The organism is Rhizobium sp. WYCCWR 11128, from assembly GCF_013416305.1.
In the GTDB taxonomy this organism is placed as follows: domain Bacteria; phylum Pseudomonadota; class Alphaproteobacteria; order Rhizobiales; family Rhizobiaceae; genus Rhizobium; species Rhizobium indicum.
The window spans coordinates 726,820-750,068 of record NZ_JACCEZ010000001.1 but is presented as its reverse complement, the minus strand read 5'-3'; the positions used below and the strand labels follow the sequence as shown (position 1 = coordinate 750,068).

Sequence of the window (23,249 nt, the reverse complement as noted above, 5' to 3'; positions counted from 1 at the left end):
ATGAAGCCTCAGTAGGTCTGGAAGGATGCGATCGAGCGGCTGATGTTGCGGTCGATGTCATTCGGGTTATCGTGTTCGACGACGTAGTGCTTGGCCTTGGTGGCGCGCAGCGCCGTCATCAGCCTAGCCCACTCGACCTTGCCGTGGCCGACATCGGCCCAGCCGCTCTCATCCGCCGCTTCGCCGGCCGGCGCGATGTCCTTGACATGCACGGCGGTGATCCGCGGTCCGAGCTTCTCGACCCAGGCGAAGGGATCGGCCCCGCCACGGATAACCCAGGCGATATCGGCCTCCCAGGAAATGTCGGGCGCGCCTTCGAAGATGTGCTCGATCGGCCGCGAGCCGTCCTGCAGCTTGAAGAATTCGAAATCGTGGTTGTGCCAGCCGAATTCGTAGCCGGCAGCCTTATACGGCTTGCTGATCTCCTGCAGGCGCTTGCCAAAGGCGACCCAACCGGCGGCGTCGGACGGGCGTTCCTCGGCCGCCAGATGCGGAGCATAGATCGAATCCATGCCCAGGGTCTTGGCAATGTTCAGCGACTTCTCGACTTCCTTCTCCAGGAAATCGGGGCTGAAATGGCCGGTCGCCATGACCAGGCCGTTCTTGTCGAGATCGGCGCGAAGGCTCTTCAGCCCGGCATCATCGAGATCGGCATAGATGCCGCCGAAGCCTTCGACTTCGGCATAACCAGCCTTGCCGAGCTTTTCGAAGATCGCCGAATAGGGCTGGAAGTTGCGGGCGCTATAGAGCTGGTAGCTAAGTTTCGTCATCATGTTCTCCTTGGGCCTCGTGCCCATTCTTGCAAGATCAATCTGCCGACTGGCAGGAATACAGGTCGTAGAACCGGAACTCCGGAAGCGCGCCACGATCAAGCGGCCGTGCCGGGGTAAAGGTGATCCGGCGGCTCTCGCCGGCCGCAAGATCGAAGGCGTTGTCGGAATATTTGCCGTCCGTCTCGGTCTCGATCATCACGAAAAGCGCAAGTCCCCTAGCGGTGACGTTGATGTCGACGGCGCCATTCTCCTCGACATATTCGTGGGTGACAGCAAGCCCCGCGGGCTCCAGCTCCAGCGCCTTGTAGGTGCCGTTGACGTAATGCCCCTCGCCGCCCGTACCGTTCGACGCGGTGAAGTGCCAGGCAAGCAGCGTTCCCTCTGGAATATCGGAGACGTCGATGCTCGTGGCAGTGACGGCCGCATCCGGCGAACACACGGCCTGCACGTCCTTCAGATGCCGGCGTTCGCCCTTCGTCGTCAGCAGCGAGATCGAAAGATCGACGCTGACATTGGCAAGCGTGTCGTTAACAAGCGAGAAGCGGATCGTCTTTCCGTCATCGGAAGGAATGGCAGCGACCGCGACCGGCTGGAAGAAGCGCTTGACGAGGTAGTGCATCGCCTTCCAGCGGCCGCCATAGTCGAGGCTCGACCAGGAAGCCACCGGCCAGGTGTCGTTGAGCTGCCAGTAGATCGTGCCCATGCAATGGGGTTTGAGCGACCGCCAGTATTCCACCGCCGTCTTGATCGCCAGCCCCTGCTGGATCTGGGAGAGATAGACGAAGTTCGGAAAATCCTTGGGGAAGCGGAAATAGCGGAACATCGTGCCGGCGATGCGCTCGTTGCCGCCGGCATTCTTCTGGTGCAGCTCCATGACGGGGGAAGCGACGTTCATGTCCTTCTCCTCGGCATAGGTCCTGATCACAGGCAGCGACGTATAGGACTGGAAGCCGAATTCCGAGCAGAAGCGCGGACGCACCGAGCGGTAATTGTCGAACGACTTGTTCTCGTGCCAGACCGACCAGTAGTGCATGTCGCCGGACCCGTCCGCATGCCAGGCATCGCCGAAATCGAGATAGCCGGACGCCGGGCTCGACGGCCACCAGAGCGCGCCGGGCAGCGCCTTCTTCACCGCCTGCTCGATGGTGCGGTTGAGGCGATCATAGGAGACGAGATAGCGGTCGCGGTCCTTCCTCGATTCCTCGAACCAGGTGAGCGCACCCACCAGCTCGTTGTCGCCGCACCAGAGCACGATCGACGGATGCGAGGAGAGCCGGCGCACCTGGTAGTCGACCTCGATCGTTACATTGTCGAGGAAGTCCTCGGTCGAGGGGTAGAGGTTGCAGGCGAACATGAAGTCCTGCCAGACCATGAGGCCCAGTCGGTCGCAGAGATCATAGAAATGATCCTGCTCGTAGAAGCCGCCGCCCCAGACGCGGATCATATTCATATTGGCGGCTTTGGCCGATTGCAGCAGGTCCTCGGTCTTCTCAGGCGAAGACAGCGAAAACAGCGCGTCGGCCGGGATCCAGTTGGCGCCGCGGCAGAAGACCTCGTGGCCGTTGACCTTGAAAGCGAAGCGGCTGCCTGACGCATCCGGCGTGGTGATCAGCTCGATGGTGCGAAGACCGATCTGCTTGATAACCTCATCCGTCGGCAATTCGACGGATAGCCTGTAGAGCGCCTGCTCGCCGCTGCCGGAGGGCCACCAGAGGCGCGGGTTGTCGATATGGAAGAGGTGGTTGACATGGGTCTCGCCGTTGACGCCGACATCGAGGCGCACGCGCTCGCCGTCGAGCTCGAAATAGACCTGGGCAATGTCTGGCCCCTTGGAAAACAGCGTCGCCGTCACTTTGAGATCGACCGAACCGTCATTATTGTGGGTCTGGCGGGTGACGACGTGTTCGATGCGCGCCGTTTCGAGCTTTTTCAGCGCGATCGTCCCGTAGAGGCCGAGCGGCGCAATGGCAATGTTCCAGTCCCAGCCGAAATGGCATTGCGGCTTGCGCAGCATGTTGCCGTCGGGGATCGGCGAATTGCCCGTGCTGTAGGGAATGTAAAAGGGCTGCTGCTTCTGTCGCGCAGCGCCGACGGCAATGTTGGAGGCAAAGACGATGCGGATGCTGTTGTCGCCTGATTTCAGCATGCTGGAGACGTCAGGCCGGTAGCGGCGGAAGCTGTTGTCGGCTTCGAGCGCCAGGAAGCCGTTGACGTGGACGCTGGCGACCGTGTCGAGATAATCGATATCGAGATACCAGTCGCCTTCGACCTCCGGAAGCGTGAAGCTGCGCTCGACGGCCCATTCGCGCTCGGCCACCCACTGCACCTTTTCCTCATTGCGGCCGAAATAGGGATCGGGGATCAGCCCTGCACGGTGGAGCGCGGTGTGCACGTCGCCCGGCAGCATGATCGCAGTACGGATCTCGCCGTCGACAGAGGCGAGCTGCCACGAACCGGAAAGGTCGATGTTGAAACCGTTCTTCGGCAAGGATGTCATAGTAGTATCCTGATCGGGCCGCTCCTGGGAGGCGCCGGACAAGCCGGACCACGGCCGAATTTGGCTGGCCTGATGGCCGATTGGAGGTAGGGCGGCGCCATTTCGGCCCCGCCCGCAGAGTTCTCTAGAGACGCAGCTCGCTTTCGGCATCGAAGACCGAGGCAACCGTCATGTCGAAGCTGAGCTTCACCTTGGCTCCGACGTTGAAGCGGCGTGCGCCGTTGACACGTACAGACATCGTGTGACCGGCATGTTTCAGCCACAGCAGATTGTCCGCGCCCATCGGCTCCTCGATATCGACGGTGGCGTCATGTTCTTCGCCGCCGGTATTCTCGTTAACCTTGATGTGTTCAGGACGAACGCCGAGAACCACTTTGCGGCCGGGCTGCAGCGTCTCGCCAGCGTCGTAGTCAGCGAGCGAGAAAATGACGCCGTTGGCTAAAAAGGCAATGCCCTCGCCTGATTTGACCAGCTCACCGTGCAGGAAATTCATCGACGGCGAGCCGATGAAGCCGGCAACGAACAGATTGCGCGGCCTGTTATAGATCGTCGTCGGATCGTCGAGCTGCTGGATGATGCCGCTCTTCATGATGGCGATGCGGTCGGCAAGCGTCAGCGCCTCGATCTGGTCGTGGGTCACGTAGATCATCGTGTTCTTCAGCGACTGGTGCAGGCGCTTGATCTCGACGCGCAGCTCCGAGCGGAGCTTGGCGTCGAGATTGGACAGCGGCTCGTCGAACAGGAAGACGTCGACGTCGCGCACCAGTGCCCGGCCGATCGCCACGCGCTGGCGCTGGCCGCCGGATAGCTCAGCCGGCTTGCGCTTCAGCAGCGGCTGAATCTGCAGGATTTCGGAAGCACGTGCCACCCGCTTGTCGATCTCGGCCTGCGGCACCTTGGCGACGCGAAGACCGAATGACAGGTTCTTCTCGACGGTCATCTGTGGATAGAGCGCATAAGACTGGAACACCATGCCGATGCCGCGGTCCTTCGGCTCTTCCCAGGTAACGTTCTTGCCCTTGATGAAGATCTGCCCTTCCGAGGCGTCGAGCAGGCCGGCGATGCAATTCAGCAAGGTCGACTTGCCGCAGCCGGACGAGCCGAGCAGCACCAGGAATTCGCCGTCGTTGATGTCGAGATTGAGATCCTTCAGCACGCTCACCGCGCCGAAATTCAGGGACAGATCCTTGATGGAGACGCTTGCATTCATATTCATGAGATCAACCCTTCACTGCGCCGGCGGCGATGCCGCGGACGAAAAGCCGCCCCGACACGAAGTAGACGATGAGCGGCACGAGACCGGTGAGGATCGTTGCCGCCATGTTGACGTTGTATTCCTTCACGCCCTGGACGGAATTGACGATGTTGTTGAGCTGCACGGTCATCGGGTAGGTATCCGGCCGGGTGAAGACCACGCCGAACAGGAAGTCGTTCCAGATGCCGGTCACCTGCAGGATCATCGCGACCACGAAGATCGGCAGCGACATCGGCAGCATGATCCGCAGGAAGATCTGCCAGAAGCCCGCCCCGTCGACACGCGCCGCTTTGAACAGTTCCTCCGGCAGCGACACGAAATAGTTGCGGAAAAGCAGCGTCAGGATCGGCATGCCGAAGATCGAATGCACGACAATGAGGCCGGTCAGCGTGCCGTAGATGCCGATTTCGCGCAGGATGATGACGATCGGATAGATCATCACCTGATAGGGAATGAATGCGCCGACGATGAGGATCGAGAAAAAAAGCTCGGATCCTCTGAAGCGCCAGTTTGCCAGCGCGTAGCCGTTCACCGAGGCGATCGCGATCGAGATGATCACCGACGGCACCGTGATGCGAACTGAATTCCAGAAGCCGCGCGACAGGCCATCGCAGTTGAGCCCGGTGCAGGCCTGCGCCCAGGCTTTCACCCAGGGTTCGAAGGTGATCTCCATTGGCGGCGAAAAGATGTTGCCGAGACGGATTTCCGGCATGCCCTTCAGCGACGTCACGACCATCACATAGAGCGGCAGCAGATAGTAGAGCGCTGCGATCGTCAATGTGCCATAGAGCATGATGTTGCGCGCCGACACCGCAGGGCGCGGCCGGGGGCCGCTGGGGCCTTCGCCGAGTTTCGGCGCGACGGCGTCGATGCCGGCAGACGTGGTGTTGAGAGTTCCTACATCAGCCACGCTTGCGCCCTCCGCCGAATTCCAGATAGGCCCACGGAACGATAATGATCGCGACTGTGACGAGCATCATGGTCGAGGCAGCAAAGCCCTGCCCCAGGTTCTGCGCCTGGAACATGTAATCGTAGACATATTTCGCCGGCACTTCCGAGGAGATGCCCGGTCCGCCCGATGTCTGCGCGACCACGAGGTCGTAGACCTTGACGATGCCGGAGGCGATGATGACGATCGTCGTGATGAAGACCGGCCGCATCATCGGGATGACGATGAAGAGATAGGTCCTCCACATCGGAATGCCGTCCACACGCGCCGCTTTCCAGATGTCCTCGTCGATCCCACGCAGGCCGGCAAGCATCAGGCACATGACGAGACCCGTCCCCTGCCACAGCGCCGCGATCAGAATGCCGTAGATGACGATTTCAGGCGTATAGAGCGGATTGAAAGTGAAACTTGTCCACCCCATCGAGCGCACCACAGCCTGGATGCCGAAATCGGGGTTCAGAACCCATTGCCAGACGAGGCCCGTCACGATGAAGGACAGCGCGAAGGGATAGAGAAAGATGGTGCGGAAAGTGTTTTCGAAACGGATCTTCTGGTCCATCAGCGCGGCAAGCATGAAACCGATGACCAGGCTGAAGATCAGCGAGAGAATGCCGTAGACAGCCAGATTCTCGATCGCCGTCACCCAGCGCGGCGCAGCCCACAGGCGCTCGTACTGATCGAAGCCGACAAAGCTCAACCGCGGAAGGAGCTTGGAATTGGTGAAGGAATAAAAAACCGTCCACAACGTCCCACCGACAAAGATCACCAGCGCCGTCAGGATCATCGGAATGGACGCAATCTTGGCATTCAGATTGCGCAGTAACTTATTTGGCCGGCCTGCTCGCGCTTGACCCGTCATGAATACTTCTCCTCAAATCGCAACTGCGACCAGTGACAGATCGGCAAGGCGCCGCCTGTCGTCTCCATCTCCGAAACCTGCTGAAGATACCAGAGATACGCCGCCGCCCGCCGGACCATCACCTGCCGTCCGGAACGGTCCGGCACCATGGGTGCCGGACCGCAAGGGCAGCGAATCTGCTGATCAGTCAGCAGAAGCGATGATCCCGGCGAAACGCTTCTGAGCGTCTTCCGGCGTCATCGACGGATTGGCGAAGAATTCGGAGAAGAGGTCTTCCTTCTGCTTCTGGCTGTCGGCCGAAAGCAGCTGGTCGGTGCCTTGGATCACGTTGCCCTTGGCCAGGATGTCGAGACCCTTCTTCATGCAATCATTGGCGGCGGCGAGATCGACGTCGCCGCGAACCGGCAGCGAACCCTTCTTCAGATTAAAGGCAACCTGGGTCTTGGGATCGAGCAGGGTCTTGGCAAGCACGGCCTGCGCCTTGGACTTTTCTTCGTCCTTCAGCAGCGGGAAGTAGAAGGCGTCGCCGCCAGTCGAGATGATCTCGTTCACGCCGAGGCCCGGCAGGCAGGTATAGTCGGTACCGGCCTTTTGACCGGCGAGCGCGAACTCACCCTGCGCCCAGTCGCCCATGATCTGGCCGCCGGCCTTGCCTGTGATGACAAGGTTGGTGGCCTGGTTCCAATCCTGGACGTTGCTGCCTTTGGCCATGCGCCGAGCGTCGTCGGCCGCCTTGAAGACCTTGGCGATTTCGGGACCGGCGGCAACTTCCGCATCCTTGTCCTTGAAGACCTTGTTGAAGGTATCCTTGCCGGCGACCGCAACCATCAGCACGTCGAAGGCGCCAGTTGCCTGCCACGGCTGACCGCCGACGGCGAGCGGAATGATGCCGGCCTTTTCGAGAGCCGGAGCAGCAGCGACGAACTCGTCCCAATTCTTGGGAACCTCGACGCCGGCCTTCTTGAAGGCGGCGTTCGAAAGCCACAGCCACTGCCAGGAGTGGATGTTGACGGGAGCGCAGTAGATCTTGCCGTCGATGGTGCAGGAATCGAGCAGGCTCGACGGACGAATAATGTCCTTCCACTTCTCGGCGGTCGCCACATCGGTCAGATCGCGCATCAGGCCGGCCTGGACAAGTTCCTCGGCCTGGCGGCCATGGTTGAACTGGGTTGCTCCCATCGGATCACCGCCGGTGACGCGGCTGATCATGATCGGACGGGCAGTGCCGCCGGAACCGGCGATAGCACCGTCGACCCAGTGGTTGCCGGTGGCGTCGAATGCCTTTGCCAACTCGGCGACGGCAGCGGATTCGCCGCCCGATGTCCACCAGTGCGTGACTTCGAGATCGGTGGCGTTGGCGGCGCTGAACGGAAGCGCGACCGAAGCGGCAAGCACGGCCGCCATTATACGGATTTTCATGAGTTCTCCTCCCTCACTGAAACGTTGCCGGAAAAACTTAGATCAATCGATTTCTCCACGCAACTGCCCGCAGGCAAATTTTTCCGTGATAACCGGAATTGCTACTTCTGCCTGTTTAAATCAGGAGCACTGCATCCCCTTGAAACGATACCAGGCCGGGCGTTCCCGCACATGCGTTGCCACTTTATCAGTTTGAATTTGCGTAATAATTTTACACAATAAATTTAGCCTTCCAATTCAGTCTCTTCGCAATCGCAATAAAACAGAGCACGGATTGCCGATTCAACCTATACGTACAATGTTGCAATGCACACAACAAAAAGCACTCGACATTTCTACTGTATCGTTACAGATTGCATTCTTCAGGGAGGTGCGATTTTGGCATGCGGCGGGCTTACGACGCTGGAAAAAGCCTCTATAAGCGACACCAATTCGCGCAGGACGGCCTAAAGGGATGGAAAACAAGGGAAATTTCGGGAACGCGGCATCGACGCCGGCAGCGCGCGAGCGCCCGACGTTGAAGACGATCGCCTTCATGACGGGCCTTGGCGTGACGACGGTGTCGCGTGCGCTGAAGGATGCGCCGGATATCGGGGCCGAAACCAAGGAGCGCGTGCGCATGGTCGCCCGCCAGCTCGGCTACCAGCCGAACAGGGCGGGTGTGCGCCTCCGTACCGGCAAGACCAACGTCATCGCCCTCGTCCTCAGCATCGACGAGGAGATCATGGGCTTCTCGAGCCAGATGGTCTTCGGCATCTCCGAGGTGCTATCCGGCACGCCCTATCATATCGTCATCACGCCGCATTCGCACAGCAAGGACCCGATGCTGCCGGTGCGCTATATCCTTGATACCGGCTCGGCCGACGGCGTCATCATCTCACGCATCGAGCCAGACGATCCGCGCGTAAGGCTGCTGAGCGAGCGCGGCATGCCCTTTGCCACGCATGGGCGCACCGATGCGGGTCTGACGCATCCCTTCCACGATTTCGACAACGAGGCCTTCGCCCATAAGGCGGTGGAAAAGCTGGTCAAGCGCGGCCGGCGCCGCATCGCCCTGCTGCAGCCGCCGAGCAAACTCACTTACTACGCCCATATCCGCATCGGCTTCCAGACCGGCCTGCATGATTATGGCGCCGAGGAAGTGCCGCTGCGCATCAACACCGACGCCCCGCTCGCCGACATCCGCGACGTCGTCGAGGTGATGATGCGCTCGGCCAATGCGCCTGACGGCATCGTCTGTTCGGCCGGCAGTGCTGCAATCGCCGTCAATGCCGGTATCGAGGCCGCCGGCAAGGCGCTCGGCCGCGATCTCGACATGGTCTCCAAACAATCGGTGCCGATCCTGAACTGGATCCGCCCCGAGATCATCACCGCCCAGGAAGACGTCCGCCACGCCGGCCGCGAAATGGCCAAAGCCGTCATCGCCCGCATCGACGGCGTCGAACCGGAACTGCTGCAGAGCGTAAGCCAGCCGACTTGGCCGGAGAGTGGGAGGTAGGCAGCCGGTTGAAGGAACGGACCGTCGGGCTCAAATCCGACGATCCGCTTTGGATCATCACAGGTCTTCGACGACGAAATTCACCAGTCGCCCCGGAACCAGAACTTCCTTGACCACCGTTTTGCCGTCGAGCAAGGCCATAACGGAAGGTTCGGATCGCGCCGCCGCAAGCAGCGCCTCGCCGAGATCGGCGGCGGCTTCGAAGCGGTGGCGAACCTTGCCGTTGATCTGCACGACATATTCGCGGGTCTCCATCTCGATCATTGCAGGATCGAAGGTGGGCCAGGAAACCCATGTCAGTGTTTCCCCGTGACCAAGCTTGCTCCATAACTCCTCCGCGATGTGAGGCGCAAAGGGTGCGAGCAACAGCACGAATGTCTCCACCACTTCGCGCGAACGCACTGCTTCCGCCGTCAGTGCGTTGGCCAGTTCCATCAGCCGGGAAACCGCGGTATTGAACCGAATTGCTTCGATATCCGCCGTCACGGTCTTCACCGTCTGGTGGCGCAAGCGCAGAAGCTGCGGGCTGGGGGCCGCCTCCAGCACCACTGGAGAGAGGCCATCGCTCTCGTCGCAGACAATGCGCCAGGCACGCTCCAGAAACCGACGCACGCCGATCACGCCAGCGGTCTGCCAGGGTTTTGCCGCGTCCAGAGGTCCCATGAACATCTCGTACAGGCGCAAGGCGTCGGCCCCGAACTGATCGACAACATCGTCGGGATTGACAACGTTCAGCCGCGACTTCGACATCTTCTCGACGGCGCGCTGCACTTCGACCGACCCAGCGAACCATCTGCCCTCCTCTTCGACGACCGACGACGGCGCGTAATACCGGCCCGCCGCATCGCGGTAGGAATGAGCAAGGATCATGCCTTGGTTGAACAGCCGCTGGAACGGCTCTTCCGTCGAAACGACGCCGATGTCGTAGAGCACCTTATGCCAGAAGCGGGCATAGAGCAGATGCAGGACCGCGTGCTCGGCGCCGCCGACATAGAGATCGACCGGCATCCAATAGCGCTCGGCCTCGCGCCCGACGGGTTTGCTGGTGTTCTCCGGATCGAGGAATCTGAGATAATACCAGCAGGAGCCCGCCCATTGCGGCATCGTGTTGGTCTCCCTCCGTGCCGGAATGTCGGTGCCCGGCACGGTCGTTTCGACCCAGGCCTGCGCACGGGCAAGCGGCGGTTCGCCATCCGGCATCGGAGCGTAGTCGTCCAGTTCGGGCGGCAGCAGCGGCAGGCATTCCTCGGTCAGCGGCATCACCGAACCATCCGCCAGATGCAGCACCGGGATCGGCTCACCCCAGTAGCGCTGGCGGGAAAACAGCCAGTCGCGCAGGCGGTATATGACCTTCGGCCAGCCCGCGCCGTTCGCCTGCAGCCAGGCGATGATGGCGGATCTCGCCTCCGGCGAGCCCAGGCCATCCAGGAAGCCGGAGTTGACCATCGCCCCCTCGCCCTCATAAGCCGCCTTTTCGATATCGTCCTCGCTGTCGATCACGAGAATGATCGGCAGCTCGTGCGCATGGGCAAAAGCGTAGTCGCGCGCGTCATGAGCCGGCACCGCCATCAGGGCGCCGGTGCCGTAGCCAGCCAGCACGTAATCGGCCACCCAAACCGGCAGCCGGGCTCCGTTGACAGGGTTGGTCGCATAAGCGCCGGTGAAGACGCCCGTCTTCTCGCGCCCGGCATCGGCCCGCACCGTCTCTTCCAATCCTTCGGCCTCGGCTATATAGGCGGCCACTGCCTCGCGCATTTCCGGCTCGATGATGGCGGCAACGGCAGGATGCTCCGGCGCGAGGACGATATAGCTTGCTCCGAACAGGGTCTCGGGGCGCGTCGTGAAGACGGTGATGACCTCTTTGCCGTGCTTGAGCGGAAACCGGATTTCGGCGCCCTCGGAGCGTCCGATCCAGTTGCGTTGCATGGTTTTCAGGTTTTCGGGCCAGTCGAGGCCGTCCAGTCCCTGCAGCAGCCGATCGGCATAGGCCGTGATGCGCAGCATCCACTGGCGCATCCTGCGGCGAATGACGGGATCGCCGGTCTCGACATAACGCCCGTCCTTGACCTCCTCGTCGGCAAGCACTGAGTTCTGGGCCGGGCACCAGTTGACCGCGACCTCCGCCTGATAGGCGAGGCCCTTCTCGAACAGCTTCAGGAAGATCCACTGCGTCCAGCGCACATAGGCGGGGTCGGTCGTGGCAAACTCGCGACTCCAGTCATAAGAAAAACCCAGCCTCTGCACCTGCCCGCGAAACGTCTCGATATTGCGCTTCGTCGTGATATCGGGATGCACACCAGTCCGCATCGCGTGGCGCTCCGCCGGCAGGCCGAAACTGTCCCATCCCATCGGATGCAGGACGTTGAAGCCGCGCATGCGTTTGTAGCGGCACGTTATATCCGTGGCCGTATAGCCGAGGGGATGGCCGACATGCAGGCCCGCACCCGAAGGATATGGGAACATGTCGAGTGCGTAGAATTTCGGTCTGGCCGGATCGATCTCCGCTCGAAAAATACGGTGATCGGCCCAATAAGCCTGCCACTTCGGTTCGATCGTCTTGGGATCATAAGGCATGCATCACTCCTGGCGCCGGCCGGCTATGCCGGCGACGTGTCCTAAAAATGAGAGGTACTCTTTGGTTCAGGAGCAGCTACGGCTGCCGGTGCTCCGGTGACGTCCGGCAGCCGCGGCTAAGTCGAAGCGCGCGCGAAGTTGCGGCGCACGACGTCTGCGCGACGCTCCGGACGAAAAAAGCGCGACGTGGCTTTGGAAGCGATCTGGTGTCCATGGACGGTGGCTCAAGGCAAATAAGGAGAACGCAAACGACAGTATTAACCGGCTCCGATCAGGAGGCCGTGGTGGTAAGTCGTGCGTCGCGTGCGCGAACGTCTGCTGCTTCAGTTGCCATAATCATGAACCAAGAGTGCCCGATATGATCGCTCCTGCCAAGAGTGCATTCGCGCGAAAATCAGGATCTGTTCAAATCCCGCGGCGCGCTCTTTACCAGTTGATCGAGCACCGCCGCGATCTTCGGGTTACGCACCTCACCGCGCCGGGTAATCGCATAGATGCCCCGGTAGGTGGATGGCACCAGCGGCTTGACGGTCAGGCTTTCGCCAAAATCTCGAAGCGCCAGTCCGGGCATCACCGAAATCGAGCATCCGGCTTCGACCAGCGCGAACACGACTTCGAAACTATCGCTGAAACCGTTGATGACGGGCTCGTAACCGATGTCGCGGCAGGCCTGGCGGATGGCCCTGCAATAGGCGCTGGAGGCGACGTCGAGAGCCCAATGTTCATCCCTCAGCTGTGCGAGTTCGATGACGGGCTCGCTCTCCAGCCTGTGGCCAGCGGGCAGAAGCACGAAGAGCTGGTCGCGGCAGAGGAACAGCGTGTCGGCCGTGCCCTCCAGCGTATGCGGATCGAACGATATGTCGTCGGCAATGACGATATCGGCCTGCCAGGCCCGGAGCGCTGCCACGCCTTCGGCAGGTCCCATCGTCGTCATGACGATGTCGAGATGCGGATGGTCGATGGCGAGCTGGCACATTGCGGCGGGAATGAAGGAGGAAGCCGCGGACGGCTGGGTGGCGATCCTCAGGTCGCCGGCGACGATATTCTGCAACTCGGCAATATCGGTCTTGGCTTCCTCGACAATGCCGAATATCCGGTCGGCATGCACAACGAGCCGCTGTCCGGCCGGTGTCAGCGTCACCCCTCGCCCGCGCCGCTCGACGAGCGCAATGCCGATTTCGTCCTCCAGTTGGGCGATCTGCTGGGAAACGGCCGATGAGGAAATGCCGAGCGCGTCGGCGACCGCAGCCATCGTCTCGCGGCGCGAGAGCTCGCGAAGCGTGCGCAATCGGAAGAAATCCAAGCCCGTTTCTCCGGTTGATCAATCGGCCATAATTTCTAACCTATATGCTTACTTTAATTAAGTAGACCTGAAGAAAACTGCACCTTAGCCTTGGATTCGCAAGCGGGGCATTGGCTCGAAAAAGCCAAGATTGCCGGCCATCTCATAAGACGAGTCACGGGGGATATCCACAGGATGCAGCAGAGCGGCGTGCCTTATTTCAGCCAATGGGAAACACCCGGCATGACGTTGCCGGTGCTTACCGAGGGATCGCAGGCTCTGCTCAGCGATCCCCTCTGGCGCCATTCTGGGGCCGCGACGATCGAGGAATATGCGCGCTGGGCGGTGAATGTCTGCGGCATGGCCTGCCTGAAGATGATTCTTGCCGCGCGCGGCGAGATCCACCCCACCCTCGAGCTTGCCCACGCCTGCACCGCCTATGGCGGTTATGTCGTCAACGAGATCGACGCCTCGATCAAGGGGTTGATCTACGCACCCTTCGTTCGCTTCGCCGCCGACCGATTCGCGCTTCGCGCGGAGACGATGACCGGCGTCGAGACGTCGGCCATTCCCGAGCTTCTGTCGAGGCGGCGGTTCTTCATCGCCTCGGTGCATTCGGGCATCCGCTGGCCTGAGCGCGAGCCGCCGTCGAAGGGCGGACACCTGGTGCTGGTGACGGCAGCCAACGATGAAACAATCCGCTTTCACAACCCGTCCGGTCATGACGAAGCGAGCCAGGCCGATGTGACACTGGCGCTTGCCGTCTTCGACCGTTTCTTCGCCTATCGCGGCATATCGGTCGACGCCTGACCCTTTTCAACACCAGATCGTTTCGGAGGCTTTCATGACCCCATCCCCAAACAGGCTGCGCATTGTCGTGCTCTTCGGCGGCCGCTCGGCCGAGCATGAGGTTTCCGTGCTCTCGGCAACCAATGTCATGGGCGCGCTCAAGCCCGAGAAATACGACGCCATCCCTGTTTTCATCACCCGCGACGGACAATGGCTGCTGAGCAGCTTCGAGGACGGCGTGCTGGCGACGCCTTCATCAGGCACGGAAATCTGCCTCGTGCCGGGTGGGCGCGGCCGGGTGCTGGCGATACCGGCTCATGGCGCGCCACATGACCTACTAAAGGTCGACATCCTGTTTCCTGTCCTCCACGGCCCGCATGGCGAGGACGGATCGGTGCAGGGCGCTGCGGAGGTGGCCCGCGTTCCACTCGCCGGTTGCGGCATCCTGGGTTCCGCCGCAGCGCTCGACAAGGATATCGCCAAACGCCTGCTGAGGGCGGCGGGCCTGCCGGTGGCGCGCGCGGTGACGATCCATGAGGGTGCCGCCCCTTCACTGGCAGCCTTGGAAGGCGAGCTCGGCCTGCCGCTCTTCATCAAGCCTGCGCGCCAGGGATCGTCGGTCGGCGTCGCCAAGGTCCATGCCAGCCAGGAATTCCCGCCCGCCCTTACTGAAGCCTTCCGCCACGATCGCACGCTGCTCGCCGAAGAATTCGTGCGTGGCCGCGAGATCGAATTCAGCGTCTTGGAGGATGCGGCAGGAGAACTCTTCGTCTCCCGGCCGGGCGAGATCGTGCCGGCGGAAAGCCACGGCTTCTATAGTTACGATGCCAAATATATCGACGAGAAAGGTGCCGCGCTGAAAGTGCCGGCCGAACTGCCGCAGGAGGTCGAGGCCGCCATGCGCGACGTGGCCGCAAGAGCCTTCCGGGCCGTCGGTTGCGACGGCATGGCCCGCATCGACTTCTTCCTGAAGGATGACATGCAGTTCCTCGTCAATGAAATCAACACCATCCCCGGCTTCACCGATATCAGCATGTATTCCAAAGCGATGGCGGCAAGCGGTGTTACCTACGCCGAAATCATCGACCGACTGGTGGACCACGGCCTGGCGCGCGCCCGACGGACCGCCTGAGACGGGAGCTTGATCATGAACAGGTCGGTCTTGATTTCGGGATGTTCCGGCGGCGGAAAATCGACGCTGCTTGCGGAACTTGCCGTCCGCGGTCATGCCGTCGTCGAAGAGCCCGGCCGACGGATCGTCAAACAGGAACTCGAGGGCGACGGCGCAGCCCTGCCCTGGGTCGACATGGCGGCATTTGCCCGCCGCGCAATCGAGATGGCGATCGCCGACCACGCGGCGGCGCGTGAGCAGCTGGGCTGGACGTTTTTCGATCGTGGGCTGATCGATGCGGCGACAGCGCTGCAGCACCTCACCGGAGAACCGGTCCTGGAAAAATTGAGCGCCACCCACCGCTATCACCTGAGGATTTTTCTCACACCGCCATGGCCCGAAATCTATACGACCGACCCCGAGCGGCGCCACGGCTTCGACGAGGCGGTCGCCGAATATGATCGACTTGCCGCCGTCTATCCGACGCTCGGCTACGACGTCGTCATGCTGCCGAAAATCGCGGTCGCCGACCGGGCGGATTTCATCCTCGACTGCCTCTCTCGGGAAACGAAGCAGCAGTAGACGAGACGTCAGTGCCTGCGAAAAACGCACCACTGGAACGACTGCCGGCCACCGCCGGGTGTCGTGTGTTCCTCCCGCCAGTCACGCTGAAGCGCGAAGGTGGACGAGAATTCAGTCGCAAGCGCCACCGCGTCGTAACGCTGGACCGGCAAGCCGCTGCACCGTTCCGGCCCGTGCGGCGCAAAGGTCGCGATGATCAAGACGCTGCCCGGCGCCGTGCCGGTTTCGAGCGCGCGTCGATAGGCCAGCCGCTGCTCGGGCTCGGTGAGGAAGTGAAAGACGGCGCGGTCGTGCCACACATCGTAATGGCGGTCGGGTTGCCATGCCGTGACATCGGCAACCATCCAGGCGATGCGGGCGGCTTCATCCCGCAGCCGCGCCTTGGCGACCTCGAGTGCCGGCGCGGCGATGTCGAGGACGGTGAGGTCGGACCACCCGCGCTCGACAAGACGGTCGACAAGGCTCGATGCGCCGCCACCCACATCGATCAGCGAGGCCGTGGCCGGCAGTTGCAGCTCGTCAAGCGCCCGCAAGGAAGGCCCAGGCCTCGGCTGATACCAGCTGACGCTGTCGGAAGGTTTCGTGCGGTAGACCTCGTCCCAGTGTTCCCGCTTCTCGCCCGTCATCCGATATCCCCATCTCTTGCAGAGCCCAATTCCCTAACTGATCAACATGTAAGAACTGAGACGTCTGTAACCAATCGCAGTGCGCCCAACACCATGTTCCGCGTTTCAGGACGCGAGGTGACGGTAAACGAGATCGGCAGGATCAGTTCGGGGTGCTTCCGGATCGAGACACGCGCCCAGCCGTTCGGCAACGGCAACAGATGCCGCATTGCCGGGTGCAATATAGCTGACCAGCGACGGCAGCTTGAGCGTCGCGAAGGCCCAGTTGCGCAGCGCGAGCGCCGCTTCGGTCGCATAGCCTCTGCCCTCGTATCCCTCGTAGACGAACCAGCCCAATTCCTTTTCGGGAAAGAGCGGCCCGTGATTGATCCCCACCTGACCGACGCATTCGCCGGATTCGCCAAGCTCGATCATCAGCGCTCCATGCCCGAAAAGCTGCCAGAGAGCCACGTCGTGACAAAACATCCCCCATGCCGCGCGCAGATCGAACGGGCCGCCCATTCCGACGGATCGCGGCGACGCCATGATCTGCATATAGGCGGCGAAATCGTCGATCTCCGGCCTGCGGAGCTTGAGACGCTCGGTTCGGATGATCATCGCGCCCGCTTCGACCATGTCGTCGCCTTCTCTGTCAGCTTGGGTTTGGAGTTTCGGCCGTTGGAATATTCTAGCTTTCAAATGCCGGGGCGAATTGCAACGTCCCGCTTGGCGGAGGTCCGCGAAAGACAATCCGCTGCACCAGCCGCGTATCGAGGTCGAGATACGTCAGTTGTCCATCGCTGCTGAAACCGACACGGCTGTATATCTCGGGATTGCCGATCAGGGCGCATCCACTGGCGCCCATCTCGTTCAACAATTCGAGACCCCGTGCAATCATCGCCTTGCCGATACCCTGCCGCTGTCTCTCCGGCTTGACCGATATCGGCCCCAGCCCGAACCAGCCGTCATGCGCACCGTCGATCGTCACCGCCGAAAACGCCACATGCCCGAGAATCTCGCCGCCCTGCTCGGCCACCAGCGATATCTTGAGATCGCCCGCCGCGCGAAGTCTGCGGACAATCTCCGCTTCCGTACCGTCGCTGTAGGGCATCGGCTTGAATGCGGTCGAGGTCAGATCATAGATCGCATCGATATCATCAGGCGTTTCGTATCGGATAAGCATCTCTGTCAATTCCTCAAGCGCGTTGTCGTCAGTGCTGCCCGTACAAACAGTGTCTTATCCCACTGAAACGAAGTGTCGTAGATCCCAGAAAAATCTCGCGGGGATTCCGCTACCCTCTTCCGCAGAAGATTTCGAGGCTATAGACCTAGGCTCGTGGGCACCGTCCTGCTGATCGAAACATCGGAGCGTACCATCTCTGTCGGCACCGTCCGAAGGGTATTTGCGTCTCCGCAATCAGAGGTTCTGCGATGAATGATATCGCCGATCACGGTGTTCGTTTCGGACGAATTGCCGCCATGCTGCCGGTCAAGGACATGACCAAGGCCTATGATTTTTACGCCAATGTCCTCGGCTTCAAGAAAATATTCGAGAACGGCAATCCTGTCGGCTTCATGATCCTGAAGCGCGATCAGGGCGAGGTGCATCTCACCTTGCAGCCGAACCACAAGGCTGCGGACTTCAATGTTGCCCACCTGATGGTCGACAATGTCGATGCCCTGCACGCGGTTTGCCAGCAATATGGGCTGAGAATCATCAAGAGCCTTCAGGACAAGGACTACGGATTGCGGGCCTTCGTGTTTGAAGACCCCGACGGCAACCGTATTGACGTTGGCCAACCGATCTAGCCCAGCCATGAGAAGTGGGTGGGGATACAGTCCCCATCCAACTTTCGCACAATCCCGAATTCCGCAATGCTCGTCATTTGAGTCGAGCCCCTGCATCTTGTCCATCACAGGGAAAGTCGAAGACCAGCAAGCCGGGCTCCTCCAGCGGGAGCTGCGCCACGAGCTGCCCTTGCCGATTCAGCACGGCCGTCGGTCCCCAGGCGATGCGCCCGTCGCGCTCACCCGTTACGTCGGACGATATCAGCCACAGGCCTGTCTCACGGCATCTTTCGCCGCGAACGGCGTTATGCATTGGCTTGAATATTTCCGCCTTATCCCGTGGCATCATGTTGTTGGAGAGGCATAAGATCAGCGACGCGCCAGACGCGGCGACCTTTGCGGCTGCCTCCGGAAAATTGGTGTCGTAGCAGATGTTGATCCCGAATCGCAGGGCACCGATCGCAAAGAGTGGGCTCTCCTTTCCAGCCTCGAAAGCCCGTTCGCCGTGCAGCAGGTGGGCCTTCCTGTAACGGCCGAGGAGAACGCCGCGCTCGACGACGACGGCGGTGTTGAACAATCGCCCGTCATCGATCTCGATCAGCCCCATGACCAGCACCGGTCCCGACTTCGACAACCGATCCAGGACCGCCGCGAACTCGGGCAATGCGAGATCGAGGGCAACATGCCGCGCCGATGCTTCATCGGTCAGGTAGCCCTGGAGAAAACCTTCGGGAAAGACTAGCAGGGCAACACCCTCAGCCTCGGCGAGCGCCGCGACCCTAACGGCATAATCCAAGGCCGCCCCAACATTCTCCCGAAATTCCGGCGTCTGCGCGGCGGCTATCCGAATGCTCGTCACTTGGATCTCCGGGTTCTCGGCCGCGGCATCTCAGCAAAAGGCCCGGCGCAGTGGCCGGGCCTCTCCTTGAAAAATCGGAAAACCTCAGAAGGTCGAGGCACCGCTGCCCCAGGGGCCGTGGTGGAAATCCTTACCATCAAGGCGGTCGAAGCCGTGCGCGCCGAAGAAGTCGCGCTGCGCCTGGATGAGATTTGCCGTTCCCCTGCCCTGGCGATAGGCGTCGAAATAGGTCAGCGCCGAGGTCAGCGCCGGCACCGGCAGGCCGGCGGCAATCGCGGCACCAACGACACGGCGCAGCGCCGGGATCGATTCCTTGACCATGTCGGAGAAGGCTGGCGTGACGATGAGGTTGGCAGCGTCAGGCGCCTTGGTGAAGGCCGAGGTGATCTCGTCAAGGAACTGTGAGCGGATGATGCAGCCGGCGCGCCAGATCCTGGCAATCGTCGGCATCGGCAGCGACCAGTTGAACTCGCGCGACGCTTCCGCCATCACCGCGAAGCCCTGCGCATAGGCGCCGATCTTGGCGGCGAAAAGCGCCAGCTCCAGATCCTTGTTGAGCTCGGGGCCGTAAGCGATCGGGAAGGACACGGCCTGCGTTCCGAAGATCTTCTCGGCGGCTTCGCGCTGCGACTTCATCGAAGAGAGGCTACGGGCGGCGACTGCGGCTTCGATCGCCGTTGCCGGAATACCCATGTTCTGCGCCTCGATCGCCGACCACTTGCCGGTGCCCTTCTGGCCGGCCTTGTCGAGGATCATGTCGACCATCGGCCCGCCGGAAACCGGATCGGTCGCGGCAAGCACCTTCTCGGAGATTTCGATCAGGTAGGAGTTCAGCCGGCCCTTGTTCCATTCGCCGAAGATGCCGGAGATTTCGGAAGCGCTCTTGCCGAGGCCGTCGCGCAGGATGCCGTAGATTTCGGCGATCATCTGCATGTCGGCATATTCGATGCCGTTATGGATGGTCTTGACGAAATGGCCGGCGCCGTCATTGCCGAGCCAGGCGACGCAGGGCTCGTCATTGTAACGCGCGGCAATCGAGGTCAGCACCTTCTCGACGCGCTTCCAGGACTCTTCGGTGCCGCCGACCATGATCGACGGGCCGTGGCGCGCACCTTCTTCGCCGCCGGAAACACCCATGCCGATGAAGGTCAGATCGGTATTCTTCAGTCGATCGAAGCGGGCGACGGTGTCGCGGAAATTGGCGTTGCCGGCATCGATCATGATGTCGCCCTTGGAGAGATGCGGGCGCAGCAGCTCCATCTGCTGGTCGACGGGCTCGCCCGCCTTGATCATGATGATGATAGGGCGCGGCGGCCGGATCGCATCGACGAATTCCTCGATGGTCTTGCAGGGAATGATCTGCTTCTTCAGATCGCCGGCGCTTTCGTAGAATTCGTCGGTTTTCTCCGGCGTGCGGTTGAACACCGCGATTTTATTGCCTTTCTCCGCGATGTTGAGCGCCAGGTTGGAGCCCATGACCGCAAGGCCGATCAGTCCGATTTCTGCCTTTTCCACGACAAACCTCCGATGTGTCAATTGGACCGGTGTTGTGGCACTGTCTCGGTCAAACGGCAAGTCTCGCAAGGGTCTAATCGGTTCGCAAAAGCCAATGAAATGAGGCTTGCAATATCCCCGCTTGTCCGACAACCCACCGGCTGCCTCTTAATCCGAAGCCGCAAGTTTTTCGCGCGTCCTGCCCGTATTGCCCTATCTCATGTTATCATCAGTGCCTCGGGAGATATCGCATTGGCATCGGAAAAGCGAAAAGACATGGCCCTCCTGGCGGCCCGCGCCGGCCACTACCGCGAATACGCACCGCCGCCGGCGCTGCGACGCCATTTCAGCCGGCTCTGGTCTCATGCGCTCCACAACGGACCGCCGGCAATGGTGGCGATCGTGCCGGATGGCTATTGCGATCTCCTCTGGATTGACGGCCGGCTGGTCGTCGCCGGCCCCGACAGGACGGCGGCCTTTCCCGTCATCCAGCCGGGCGCGACTGTCATCGGCGCACGTTTTGCGCCTGGCGCTGCAGCACCCTGGCTGAAGACGCCGCTCTCGCCGCTTGTCGGCTGCTCGGTGCCCCTTGCCGACATCGGCCGGAAGGACACTGCCGAATTCGAAGCGCGGCTCGCGGATTGTCCCGACCCCTCGGCCGCGATGGCGCTGTTTGGCCGCCTGCTCGAAGGGACCGCGCGCGATGCGGAGGAGCCCGCCCGCGACGCCGCCCTGATCTTTGCCGTCGCCGACGGCGGTCGCCCTGCATCCGGCCTGCTCGACCGGCTCGGCATGAGCGAAAGGCAGCTGCGCCGTCGCTGCCACCATCATTTCGGCTACGGCGCAAAGACGCTGGAACGGATCCGCCGGTTCCAGCGTTTCCTCGACCTCTGCCGCAAGTCGGGCACGATGCCGCTTGCCTGCCTTGCGCTCGAAGCAGGCTTTGCCGACCAGCCCCACATGACGCGGGAGGTCGGTGAGCTGTCGACGCTGACGCCCGCCGTCATTCTCGACCAGCTCGACATGCGGAAAAGAGCCGACTGACCGTTTTGTTCAAGACGCTGCCGGCCGGTCCGTTATTCTGACGAAAGCAAATGACAGGAACCTGCAAGCCATGACGACAATGCCCGCGAAAATCATCCACCGGTCGATCGAGCGCGATTGGCGCGACGTCTATGAATTCGCCGGAAAGCCGGAGAACATGCCGCTCTGGGCCTCTGGCCTTGCGACCGGGCTCAATCCTGATGGTGCCGACTGGGTCGCCGATGGCGCTCTCGGAAAAATCAGGGTGAGCTTCGTGCCTGCCAATGAATTCGGCGTGATCGACCATACGGTGACGATCGAATCCGGCCTCAGGGTCTATAATGCCCTGCGCATCGTGCCGAACGGCGATGGCTGCGAGGTCATGTTCACGCTGCTGCGTCTGCCCGGCATGACCGACGCGCAGTTTTCCGCCGATGCCGCCCATGTCGAGAAGGATCTCGCCATGCTGAAAGCCCTGATGGAGAGATAGATGGCCGAGAAGACAGAAAACCACGACCGCCGCATCGACTATGTCGAATTCAACGTCGCCGACATCGCCGCCGCCAAAGCCTTTTACGGCTCGGCCTTCGGCTGGCGCTTCACCGATTACGGCCCGAACTACTGCGAATTCGACGACGGCCGGCTAAAGGGCGGCTTTACCGATTTCGGCCCCGTGCGGCCGGGCGGCCCACTGGTCGTCGTCTATGCCAGTGATCTGGAAGAAGTGCTGACCTCAGTCGAAAGAGCCGGCGGCACGATCTGCCGGCCGATCACCGATTTTCCCGGCGGCCGTCGCTTCCACTTCCTCGACCGCGATGGTTACGAGCTCGCCGTCTGGGCGGCTGCTTAGCCAGACGACCCAGGCAGCCGGATTGGTCAGGCTGCCTAAGGCTGCCGACCGGGATCAGGCTGCTTAAGGCTGCCGACCGGGATCAGGCAGCCTGCGACAGCCGGTCGAGATCTTCCATGACGAGCAGGGCGCCGATCACCATACCGCCGGCATCGCGCAGCGGCGACATGCGACAGCGCACCTGCCGCGATTCGCCGCTGCCGGCCGAGCGCGCATAGGAATAGTCGATCTGTTCGCCGGCAAAACAGGCGTCGAGCTTGTGCTTGGCGCATTCGGCAAACCGCTCCTCGCCGATGAATTCGGAAAGGTGGCGGCCGATGAGCTCCATCGGCTTCCTGTTGAGATGGGCGCTGTTGGCCGGATTGGAATAGAGGTAGCGATAGTCCCTTGTCAGCACCGCCACGCGATCCGGCAGGCTTTCGAGAATCACCGCGTTGAGGAACTGACCGTTATCGGTATCCGGCACATAGGCCGGCGGCGGCTCGATGCGTACATCCTGCGGCGAAGGCACGCGCCAGTCCGGCCCATGCGCCCCGAAATAGCGGTCGAGCAGATAGGAGAGCACCGACGTGTGCTCCGTGACGCTGGCGCTGTCGTCGGCATCCTGGCTGATCAGGTGGCTCACAAACTGCAGCTGCATATAGACTTCAAGCAGATTGGCTGCCCGGCAGGCGAGGATGGCCTCGACCAGCGGCTCGACATGACGGTCGAGCGCCGTGACGCGCTGGTCGTCGCCCAGGCGTATCGCTTCCTCGATTTGCACGCAACGCAAAGAAAAAGCTCGAAAAAGCTCCAGCAAGACGCCTCCCACTCCCATTGTCCCAAGAGACGAGTCCGAAAACTCACATGGCTGCATTTCCCAAAAATGCGCCTTCCGGTAGACATTATTCGCGTCTTGGTAGTGACGGGTAACATGAAGTGCCCTCAGTTTCAATCCGAGAGCACCTGCCGCTTTTCACCGCTGATAAATGAGGGTGGACGTTTTTGGAGCATGATGCCGAAAAGTGTGAGCGGTTTTCGGCATCATGGCGGCCTGAAATCA

Annotated in this window: 22 protein-coding genes; 8 read left to right on the top strand and 14 right to left on the bottom strand. The window is 61.4% G+C overall.

What is annotated here, in order from left to right; translation table 11 throughout:
- Positions 1-8: 8 nt before the first annotated feature.
- From HX898_RS03670 to HX898_RS03645, 6 genes are all read right to left on the bottom strand, one after another.
- On the bottom strand, positions 9-770 hold the full coding sequence (locus HX898_RS03670) for a sugar phosphate isomerase/epimerase (protein WP_138329166.1): 762 nt from the start codon (positions 768-770) through the stop codon (positions 9-11).
- A gap of 37 nt (positions 771-807) precedes the next feature.
- A complete protein-coding gene (locus tag HX898_RS03665) occupies positions 808-3,270 on the bottom strand; it encodes a glycoside hydrolase family 2 protein (RefSeq protein ID WP_180194031.1) in 2,463 nt (820 codons plus the stop codon).
- 124 nt (positions 3,271-3,394) lie between these two features.
- On the bottom strand, positions 3,395-4,486 hold the full coding sequence (locus HX898_RS03660; RefSeq protein ID WP_173862949.1) for an ABC transporter ATP-binding protein: 1,092 nt from the start codon (positions 4,484-4,486) through the stop codon (positions 3,395-3,397).
- Between the two features lie 4 nt (positions 4,487-4,490).
- Positions 4,491-5,435 carry a carbohydrate ABC transporter permease gene (locus HX898_RS03655; RefSeq protein ID WP_138390982.1) on the bottom strand — a complete coding sequence of 315 codons (945 nt, stop codon included), beginning with the start codon at positions 5,433-5,435 and terminating at the stop codon, positions 4,491-4,493.
- Positions 5,428-6,333, bottom strand: a complete 906-nt coding sequence (locus HX898_RS03650) for a sugar ABC transporter permease (protein WP_029870732.1) — start codon at positions 6,331-6,333, stop codon at positions 5,428-5,430. Before HX898_RS03650 ends, HX898_RS03655 begins: the two co-directional genes overlap by 8 nt.
- 183 nt (positions 6,334-6,516) lie before the next feature.
- On the bottom strand, positions 6,517-7,752 hold the full coding sequence (locus HX898_RS03645; RefSeq protein WP_180194030.1) for an ABC transporter substrate-binding protein: 1,236 nt from the start codon (positions 7,750-7,752) through the stop codon (positions 6,517-6,519).
- 454 nt (positions 7,753-8,206) lie between these two features.
- On the opposite strand from HX898_RS03645, the gene HX898_RS03640 reads away from it, so the two are divergent.
- The gene (locus HX898_RS03640) at positions 8,207-9,250 is read left to right on the top strand and encodes a LacI family transcriptional regulator (protein WP_011652324.1); all 1,044 of its coding nucleotides are present in this window, start codon (positions 8,207-8,209) and stop codon (positions 9,248-9,250) included.
- A 57-nt stretch (positions 9,251-9,307) separates the two neighbouring features.
- On the opposite strand, the gene leuS is transcribed toward HX898_RS03640, so the two are convergent.
- Both leuS and HX898_RS03630 read right to left on the bottom strand, forming a co-directional pair.
- On the bottom strand, positions 9,308-11,824 hold the full coding sequence (leuS, locus tag HX898_RS03635) for a leucine--tRNA ligase (protein ID WP_180194029.1): 2,517 nt from the start codon (positions 11,822-11,824) through the stop codon (positions 9,308-9,310).
- 394 nt (positions 11,825-12,218) lie between these two features.
- A complete protein-coding gene (locus HX898_RS03630) occupies positions 12,219-13,127 on the bottom strand; it encodes a LysR family transcriptional regulator (protein WP_138329162.1) in 909 nt (302 codons plus the stop codon).
- A gap of 174 nt (positions 13,128-13,301) precedes the next feature.
- On the opposite strand from HX898_RS03630, the gene HX898_RS03625 reads away from it, so the two are divergent.
- The 3 genes from HX898_RS03625 to HX898_RS03615 are packed head-to-tail and all read left to right on the top strand — an operon-like array spanning position 13,302 to position 15,588.
- The gene (locus tag HX898_RS03625) at positions 13,302-13,916 is read left to right on the top strand and encodes a C39 family peptidase (RefSeq protein ID WP_180194028.1); all 615 of its coding nucleotides are present in this window, start codon (positions 13,302-13,304) and stop codon (positions 13,914-13,916) included.
- Positions 13,917-13,950: 34 nt separating this feature from the next.
- Positions 13,951-15,027 carry a D-alanine--D-alanine ligase family protein gene (locus HX898_RS03620; protein WP_180194027.1) on the top strand — a complete coding sequence of 359 codons (1,077 nt, stop codon included), beginning with the start codon at positions 13,951-13,953 and terminating at the stop codon, positions 15,025-15,027.
- A 15-nt stretch (positions 15,028-15,042) separates the two neighbouring features.
- Positions 15,043-15,588, top strand: a complete 546-nt coding sequence (locus HX898_RS03615; RefSeq protein ID WP_138390978.1) for an AAA family ATPase — start codon at positions 15,043-15,045, stop codon at positions 15,586-15,588.
- An 8-nt stretch (positions 15,589-15,596) separates the two neighbouring features.
- On the opposite strand, the gene HX898_RS03610 is transcribed toward HX898_RS03615, so the two are convergent.
- The 3 genes from HX898_RS03610 to HX898_RS03600 all read right to left on the bottom strand — a co-directional run bounded on the left by HX898_RS03610 (position 15,597) and on the right by HX898_RS03600 (position 17,376).
- On the bottom strand, positions 15,597-16,214 hold the full coding sequence (locus tag HX898_RS03610; protein WP_180194026.1) for a class I SAM-dependent methyltransferase: 618 nt from the start codon (positions 16,212-16,214) through the stop codon (positions 15,597-15,599).
- Positions 16,215-16,319: 105 nt separating this feature from the next.
- The gene (locus HX898_RS03605; protein WP_180194025.1) at positions 16,320-16,829 is read right to left on the bottom strand and encodes a GNAT family N-acetyltransferase; all 510 of its coding nucleotides are present in this window, start codon (positions 16,827-16,829) and stop codon (positions 16,320-16,322) included.
- Between the two features lie 52 nt (positions 16,830-16,881).
- Positions 16,882-17,376 (bottom strand): N-acetyltransferase, encoded by a 495-nt coding sequence (locus HX898_RS03600; RefSeq protein WP_180194024.1) that lies wholly within the window; start codon positions 17,374-17,376, stop codon positions 16,882-16,884.
- 248 nt (positions 17,377-17,624) lie between these two features.
- Between HX898_RS03600 and HX898_RS03595 the strand changes: the two genes are divergently transcribed.
- Positions 17,625-18,002, top strand: a complete 378-nt coding sequence (locus HX898_RS03595) for a VOC family protein (protein WP_138390975.1) — start codon at positions 17,625-17,627, stop codon at positions 18,000-18,002.
- 73 nt (positions 18,003-18,075) lie between these two features.
- Here the strand turns inward: HX898_RS03595 and HX898_RS03590 are convergent, their stop codons facing one another.
- Both HX898_RS03590 and gndA read right to left on the bottom strand, forming a co-directional pair.
- The gene (locus tag HX898_RS03590; protein ID WP_180194023.1) at positions 18,076-18,840 is read right to left on the bottom strand and encodes a carbon-nitrogen hydrolase family protein; all 765 of its coding nucleotides are present in this window, start codon (positions 18,838-18,840) and stop codon (positions 18,076-18,078) included.
- A gap of 84 nt (positions 18,841-18,924) precedes the next feature.
- Positions 18,925-20,355 carry an NADP-dependent phosphogluconate dehydrogenase gene (gene gndA, locus HX898_RS03585; protein ID WP_003540463.1) on the bottom strand — a complete coding sequence of 477 codons (1,431 nt, stop codon included), beginning with the start codon at positions 20,353-20,355 and terminating at the stop codon, positions 18,925-18,927.
- 231 nt (positions 20,356-20,586) lie between these two features.
- On the opposite strand from gndA, the gene HX898_RS03580 reads away from it, so the two are divergent.
- The 3 genes from HX898_RS03580 (at position 20,587) to HX898_RS03570 (ending at position 22,207) form a co-directional block, all read left to right on the top strand.
- A complete protein-coding gene (locus tag HX898_RS03580; RefSeq protein ID WP_180194022.1) occupies positions 20,587-21,378 on the top strand; it encodes a helix-turn-helix domain-containing protein in 792 nt (263 codons plus the stop codon).
- A gap of 70 nt (positions 21,379-21,448) precedes the next feature.
- Positions 21,449-21,847, top strand: coding sequence for an SRPBCC family protein (locus tag HX898_RS03575; RefSeq protein WP_180194021.1), 399 nt, complete (start codon positions 21,449-21,451; stop codon positions 21,845-21,847).
- A complete protein-coding gene (locus HX898_RS03570; protein WP_138329151.1) occupies positions 21,848-22,207 on the top strand; it encodes a VOC family protein in 360 nt (119 codons plus the stop codon).
- Between the two features lie 82 nt (positions 22,208-22,289).
- Here HX898_RS03570 and HX898_RS03565 read toward each other — a convergent pair whose 3' ends face one another.
- Positions 22,290-23,006, bottom strand: a complete 717-nt coding sequence (locus HX898_RS03565) for a PAS domain-containing protein (RefSeq protein ID WP_180194020.1) — start codon at positions 23,004-23,006, stop codon at positions 22,290-22,292.
- Positions 23,007-23,249 lie beyond the last annotated feature (243 nt).

Coding starts and splice junctions, on each gene's coding strand:
- HX898_RS03670 (WP_138329166.1), bottom strand. CDS start 770: ATGACGAAACTTAGCTACCAGCTCTATAGCGCCCGCAACTTCCAGCCC.
- HX898_RS03665 (WP_180194031.1), bottom strand. CDS start 3,270: ATGACATCCTTGCCGAAGAACGGTTTCAACATCGACCTTTCCGGTTCG.
- HX898_RS03660 (WP_173862949.1), bottom strand. CDS start 4,486: ATGAATATGAATGCAAGCGTCTCCATCAAGGATCTGTCCCTGAATTTC.
- HX898_RS03650 (WP_029870732.1), bottom strand. CDS start 6,333: ATGACGGGTCAAGCGCGAGCAGGCCGGCCAAATAAGTTACTGCGCAAT.
- HX898_RS03645 (WP_180194030.1), bottom strand. CDS start 7,752: ATGAAAATCCGTATAATGGCGGCCGTGCTTGCCGCTTCGGTCGCGCTT.
- HX898_RS03640 (WP_011652324.1), top strand. CDS start 8,207: ATGGAAAACAAGGGAAATTTCGGGAACGCGGCATCGACGCCGGCAGCG.
- leuS (WP_180194029.1), bottom strand. CDS start 11,824: ATGCCTTATGATCCCAAGACGATCGAACCGAAGTGGCAGGCTTATTGG.
- HX898_RS03625 (WP_180194028.1), top strand. CDS start 13,302: ATGCAGCAGAGCGGCGTGCCTTATTTCAGCCAATGGGAAACACCCGGC.
- HX898_RS03620 (WP_180194027.1), top strand. CDS start 13,951: ATGACCCCATCCCCAAACAGGCTGCGCATTGTCGTGCTCTTCGGCGGC.
- HX898_RS03615 (WP_138390978.1), top strand. CDS start 15,043: ATGAACAGGTCGGTCTTGATTTCGGGATGTTCCGGCGGCGGAAAATCG.
- HX898_RS03610 (WP_180194026.1), bottom strand. CDS start 16,214: ATGACGGGCGAGAAGCGGGAACACTGGGACGAGGTCTACCGCACGAAA.
- HX898_RS03605 (WP_180194025.1), bottom strand. CDS start 16,829: ATGGTCGAAGCGGGCGCGATGATCATCCGAACCGAGCGTCTCAAGCTC.
- HX898_RS03600 (WP_180194024.1), bottom strand. CDS start 17,376: ATGCTTATCCGATACGAAACGCCTGATGATATCGATGCGATCTATGAT.
- HX898_RS03595 (WP_138390975.1), top strand. CDS start 17,625: ATGAATGATATCGCCGATCACGGTGTTCGTTTCGGACGAATTGCCGCC.
- HX898_RS03575 (WP_180194021.1), top strand. CDS start 21,449: ATGACGACAATGCCCGCGAAAATCATCCACCGGTCGATCGAGCGCGAT.
- HX898_RS03570 (WP_138329151.1), top strand. CDS start 21,848: ATGGCCGAGAAGACAGAAAACCACGACCGCCGCATCGACTATGTCGAA.